Annotated in this window: 6 protein-coding genes; 3 read left to right on the top strand and 3 right to left on the bottom strand. The window is 63.4% G+C overall.

The window, feature by feature from the left end:
* The first annotated feature begins 191 nt into the window (after positions 1-191).
* The 3 genes from QMX91_RS28800 to QMX91_RS28790 all read left to right on the top strand — a co-directional run bounded on the left by QMX91_RS28800 (position 192) and on the right by QMX91_RS28790 (position 2,544).
* Positions 192-677 carry a GNAT family N-acetyltransferase gene (locus tag QMX91_RS28800; protein WP_134786987.1) on the top strand — a complete coding sequence of 162 codons (486 nt, stop codon included), beginning with the start codon at positions 192-194 and terminating at the stop codon, positions 675-677.
* A 143-nt stretch (positions 678-820) separates the two neighbouring features.
* Entirely contained in the window at positions 821-2,236 is a 1,416-nt protein-coding gene (locus tag QMX91_RS28795; RefSeq protein WP_282413751.1) for an aspartate aminotransferase family protein, read from the top strand.
* 83 nt (positions 2,237-2,319) lie between these two features.
* Entirely contained in the window at positions 2,320-2,544 is a 225-nt protein-coding gene (locus QMX91_RS28790; protein WP_003226665.1) for an MbtH family protein, read from the top strand.
* Positions 2,545-2,731: 187 nt separating this feature from the next.
* Here the strand turns inward: QMX91_RS28790 and QMX91_RS28785 are convergent, their stop codons facing one another.
* From QMX91_RS28785 to QMX91_RS28775, 3 genes are read right to left on the bottom strand one after another with little or no spacing between them, the layout of a single operon-like run.
* Entirely contained in the window at positions 2,732-3,637 is a 906-nt protein-coding gene (locus tag QMX91_RS28785) for a zinc ABC transporter substrate-binding protein (RefSeq protein ID WP_282413750.1), read from the bottom strand.
* Positions 3,638-4,537 carry a metal ABC transporter permease gene (locus QMX91_RS28780; RefSeq protein WP_003226663.1) on the bottom strand — a complete coding sequence of 300 codons (900 nt, stop codon included), beginning with the start codon at positions 4,535-4,537 and terminating at the stop codon, positions 3,638-3,640. It abuts the gene before it with no gap.
* Entirely contained in the window at positions 4,537-5,295 is a 759-nt protein-coding gene (locus tag QMX91_RS28775; protein WP_282413752.1) for a metal ABC transporter ATP-binding protein, read from the bottom strand. The genes QMX91_RS28780 and QMX91_RS28775 overlap by 1 nt, the downstream gene beginning before the upstream one ends.
* Positions 5,296-5,335: the final 40 nt, after the last annotated feature.

Here is a 5,335-nt window from a genome sequence, read left to right as displayed (position 1 = left end):
GGCTTGCTCGCGAAGGCGTCCGGTCAGTCGACAGGTTGCTGACTGGCACGCCGCCTTCGCGAGCAAGCCCGCTCCCACATTAGGGGATCCGTGGTGTGGCACATCAAATGTAACGTCTCTGCGTTGGTGATTCGCCGGCCTCGGCGTTAAGGTCGGGGCTGCTCTGACTCAATGGATTGAGGGAACGCGCCATGGAAGCATCGATCTGCATCTGCCCGGCGAAACCTGCCGACGCCGGCATCATCAGTCGCATCATCGAGCGATCGATTCGCGTCGGTTGTGCGCTCGAACACCGCAACGATCCGCAACTGGTCAGCCGCTGGATCGGCCGACAATCTGCCGACGTCATCAGCGCGCACCTTGCCGACGCGCATTGCTACCTGAATATCGCCTTGTTGCAGGACAAACCGGTGGGTGTCGGCATGGCCACGGCCAGCGGTGAGATAGGCTTTTGTCATGTGCAGCCGGAATGGTTTCGCCGTGGCGCAGGGCGCGCCCTGATGACCGACCTTGAAGGCTGGCTGCGGATTCGTGGTGTGCCGCAGGCGCGCATCGCCAGCACACGTAGCGGCGCGGCTTTTTATCGGCATCTGGGCTACTGCGATGCAGTGCCACGCGCCAGCGATCAGGGCTTGCACCGCGTTACGCTGCACAAGCTGTTGCCATTGTCCGACTGACATCTCGATCAAGGGTCTAAATCCTCGCCCCGCTTAAGCGTTTCCAGAACAGGAAAACCTGCATGTGCGCCCCGCGACCGGAACGCGCACCTGTGCAGTGTGCTGTTTTGGTCACTATCCATAGCGTATTGAGGGGTCGAGAGATGTCAGTCGCCACCAGCCTTATCGAAGAGTCGTCGGCCCGGATCAGCTCCGCGACGGCGGAAACCCTGTATCAGTTCAACGAATCACCACTACTGGCCCGGCAGAGCCAGCAGGAATCCAATGCCCGCAGCTATCCGCGACGCATTCCGCTGGCACTCAAGCGCGCCAAGGGCCTGTACGTCGAAGATGTCGAAGGCCGGACCTTCATCGATTGCCTGGCCGGTGCCGGGACTCTGGCCTTGGGGCACAACCACCCGGTGGTAATCGAGGCGATCCAGCAAGTGCTGGCCGATGAGCTGCCGCTGCACACCCTCGACCTGACCACGCCAGTGAAAGATCAGTTCGTCCAGGACCTGTTCGGTTTGCTGCCGCCAGCACTGGCGGCCGAAGCGAAAATCCAGTTCTGCGGCCCGACCGGTACCGATGCGGTGGAAGCGGCGTTGAAACTGGTGCGCACCGCCACCGGGCGCAGCACGGTGTTGTCGTTCTCCGGCGGTTATCACGGCATGAGCCAGGGCGCATTGAGCCTGATGGGCAGTCTGGGGCCGAAAAAGCCGCTGGGCGCCTTGCTCAGCAACGGCGTGCAATTCATGCCGTTCCCTTACGACTACCGTTGCCCGTTCGGTCTCGGCGGCGCGGCCGGGGTCAAAGCCAACCTGAGTTATCTGGAAAACCTGCTCAACGATCCTGAAGCCGGCGTGCAGTTGCCGGCAGCGGTGATCGTCGAAGCGGTGCAGGGCGAGGGCGGGGTGATCCCGGCCGATATCGAGTGGCTGCGCGGCTTGCGTCGGATCACCGAGAAGGCCGGTGTGGCGCTGATCGTCGACGAGATCCAGAGCGGATTCGCCCGCACCGGCAAAATGTTTGCCTTCGAACATGCCGGTATTGTCCCTGACGTGGTGGTGTTGTCCAAAGCCATCGGCGGCAGCCTGCCGCTGGCGGTGGTGGTCTATCGCGACTGGCTCGACACCTGGCAACCGGGTGCCCATGCGGGCACGTTCCGTGGCAATCAGATGGCGATGGCCGCCGGTTCCGCGGTGATGCGTTATCTGCTTGAGCACAAGGTCTGCGAACACGCCGCCGCCATGGGCGAGCGTCTGAGCGAACATCTGCGGATCCTGCAACGCGACTTCCCGCAACTGGGCGATATTCGTGGTCGTGGCTTGATGCTGGGCGTTGAGCTGGTTGACCCGAACGGCGCGCCGGATGCGCTCGGTCACCCACCCGCGTTCGCGCGTCTGGCACCGCTGGTGCAGCGCGAATGCCTCAAGCGTGGGCTGATTCTCGAACTGGGCGGCCGGCATGGCGCGGTGGTGCGCTTCCTGCCGCCGTTGGTGATCACCGCCGCCGAAATCGACCGCGTCGCCGAGATCTTCGGCCGGGCCTTGGCCGCCGCCACCGCCGCCGCCGAGTAAATTTTTCGCAGCGCCGAACGTTCTTACTACATACCCGGCTGCACCCCCGGTGCAGCCCACCCTTACAACGATGGAGAACCAGCATGACGTCAGTATTCGACCGCGAGGACATCCTCTTTCAGGTCGTGGTCAACCACGAAGAGCAATACTCGATCTGGCCGGATTACAAAGCCGTGCCGGAGGGCTGGCGCACCGTGGGCAAGAGCGGCCTGAAGAAGGAATGCCTGGCCTACATTGAAGAAGTCTGGACCGACATGCGTCCGCTGAGCCTGCGACAGAAGATGGAAGGGCAGGCGGCCGCTCAATAATCTGCCAGGCAAAAACAAACCCGCTGGACTGGTGACAGGCAGCGGGTTTTTTCATTGCTCGCAATGGTGTTGTTCTGGCGGGCCTCTTCGCGAGCAAGCCCGCTCCCACATTGGATCTGCGCTGCACACAACCCCCCCTGTGGGAGCGGGCTTGCTCGCGAAGAACGATAACGCGGTGTAACTGAAACTACGCCCCACTCAACTCCTTGAGCAGCAAATCGACATTGCCTTCCAGCTCCGCCACCGGATCTTCGGCATCGGTGCTCAACACCAGCAAATGACTCCCCGACTCGGCAATCGCCGCTTTCACCGCTTCCGACGGCTGACGATGATGCAGCACCATCGCCACGTCGTTGTCCTTCAGCGTCGCCGTGAGCTTCTTCAGATCTTCGGCTGTCCACTCGGCATCTGCTCGCGCGTCCTGGCCGATCAGCTCCAGATTCAGGCTGCCGATCAGGTAACCGAAGTGATCGCTGAGGCTCATCACGCTCAGGTTTTCAGCCTCGGCCAGGCGCGCTTCGCTGTCGGCGCTGAGCTTGAGCAGGCGCTGTTTCAGTGCCGCCAGATTAGCCTCGATCTTCGGCTTGGCGGACGGCGCCAGACGCACCAGATCCGCCGCGATCACGTCGGCCATCCGTCCCATGTTGTTGCTCGCCAGCCATGGCTGACTGTTCAAGCCATCGACCTTCAGCCCCGGTTGCACGGCGATCCCCGGCAGGGCGCCATCAACCGGGCGCGCCGCGTCGACTTCGACAATGCGAATGTTGCTGCGCCGCGCGATCGGGTACAGCGGATCATCGGCCCACAGCGAGCGCACGCCGATCACCGCGTCGGCATTGCTCGCCAGTTTGCCCAGCGCCGGAGCGCCGCGACCGGTGAAGTATGCGGTCTGACGGCTGCCCGGCAGATTCGCCGGGGCCGCGCGCTCCAGGCTGATGTCGGTGCCTTTGAGCAGCACTTCGCCGAGGCCGTAGGTGATGGGCAGCGAGGCCAGTACGCGCAATGGTTTGGTGTTTTCAGCCGCCAGCAACGGGCTGCCGACCACGCCGCACAGGGCCATGGCCAGGGTCAGTTTTCGCAGTGAGAATATCATTTATCCAAGGTTCCCTTTCAGACTCGGGACAACCCCGCGCGCGATGGCGGCGAGGGCGAAGGCGATGCCGGCGACCAGAATGATCGCGGCGCCGGACGGGATCGGCAGATCGAAGACGATCGGCGCGAGGATCCCGCACAGCGTGCTGACGGTAGCAATCAGCACCGAGCACCAGAAGAAGCCCTTGAGCGACTGGCTGAGCAAGCGCGCTGCCGCCGCCGGAATCACCAGCAATGCGCCGACCAGAATCGCGCCGATGACCTTCACCGCCGCGACGGTGATCAGCGTCACCAGAATCACGAACAGGTAATCCAGAGTCTTCACCGCGACGCCGCGCACCGCCGCCAGTTGCGGGTTGAAACTGGCGAGCATGATCCGGTTGTACAACGGCAGCGCCAGCGCCATGACCAGCGAACCGACGATGGCCAGCACCAGCAGATCGTTGCCGTTGACGGTGAGCACCGAACCGAACAGCACGTTCTCCAGAATGTGCACGTTGATCTTGCCGGCCAGAATCAACAGCAGGCTCGCGCCAAGCGCCAGCGACACCGAGAGAAACACGCCGATCAGGGTGTCGGGCGCCAGGCCGGTGCGGTTGCGCAGGTAGTTGAGCAGGATGCCGAACAACAGGCAGTAACCGAACAGGCTGCCGTACGGCCCGGTGTAGGGTTCGCCGAGCAGAATGCCGATGGCCACGCCGGTCAGCGCCGCGTGCCCGACCGCTTCGGAGAAAAACGCAAAGCGCTTGACCACCACCAGCGTGCCGAGGCCACCGAGCACCGGACCGATCAACAGGCCGGCGAGCAATGCGTTGACCACAAAGCCGTAGGCCAGCGCTTCCGGCAGGTAACCGGACGACGCCCAGCCCTGAACCATCAGACGAAAGGCTTCGTAACTCATCAGACCGCGCTCCGTGGATGGGTGGAAAACAGACTCAACAGGCGTTCCGGGGTCAGTGCCTGTTGCGGCGTAGCGTCGAACAGCACGCGGCGGTTGAGACCGGTGACCCGGTCGGCCAGACGCTTGACCGCTTCCAGATCGTGCTCGATCCACAGCACGGTGATGCCAGCGGCGCGCCAGTCGCCGAGCAGGCGTTCGAACACCTGGATCCCGGCTTCGTCGAGGGCCGACATCGGCTCATCCAGCACCAGCAATTGCGGAGCCGGGATCAAGCCTTGAGCGAGCAACACGCGCTGCCGTTCGCCACCGGACAACGCGCCCATGCGCCGCTTGCGTTTGTCCTGCATGCCGACCCGTTCCAGCGCCTCGCCGATGGCCTTGGCGTAGTGCTTGCTCAGGCCGAGAAACGCCGGGCGGCGCTGGCACATGGCGGCCATGAAATCGTCGACGGTGATTGGCAGGCCGCGATCGAACTCCAGCGCCTGCGGCACGTAGCCGATGGTGCCGGGTTGGCCGGGCCAGTGCAGGCTCAACTGGCCTTGATGCGGCATTTGCCCGAGCAAGGTCTTGATCAGCGAACTCTTGCCGCCGCCGTTGGGGCCGACCAGGGCGTGCACGTGGCCGGGTTGCACCTGGAAGGTGACGTTGTCGAGAATTGTCGTGCGACCGAGCGTCAGGCTGACCTCCGCAAAATCCAGAGTCGGCCCATTTCCCCCTTGTGGGAGCGGGCTTGCTCGCGAATGCGGTGGTTCATTCAATAATGATGCTGACTGACCGGACGCCTTCGCGAGCAAGCCC

The organism is Pseudomonas sp. PS01299, from assembly GCF_029960145.1.
GTDB lineage: Bacteria > Pseudomonadota > Gammaproteobacteria > Pseudomonadales > Pseudomonadaceae > Aquipseudomonas > Aquipseudomonas putida_A.
Note: the sequence above shows the minus strand (reverse complement) of the source record. Positions and strands in the feature narration are given on the sequence as shown.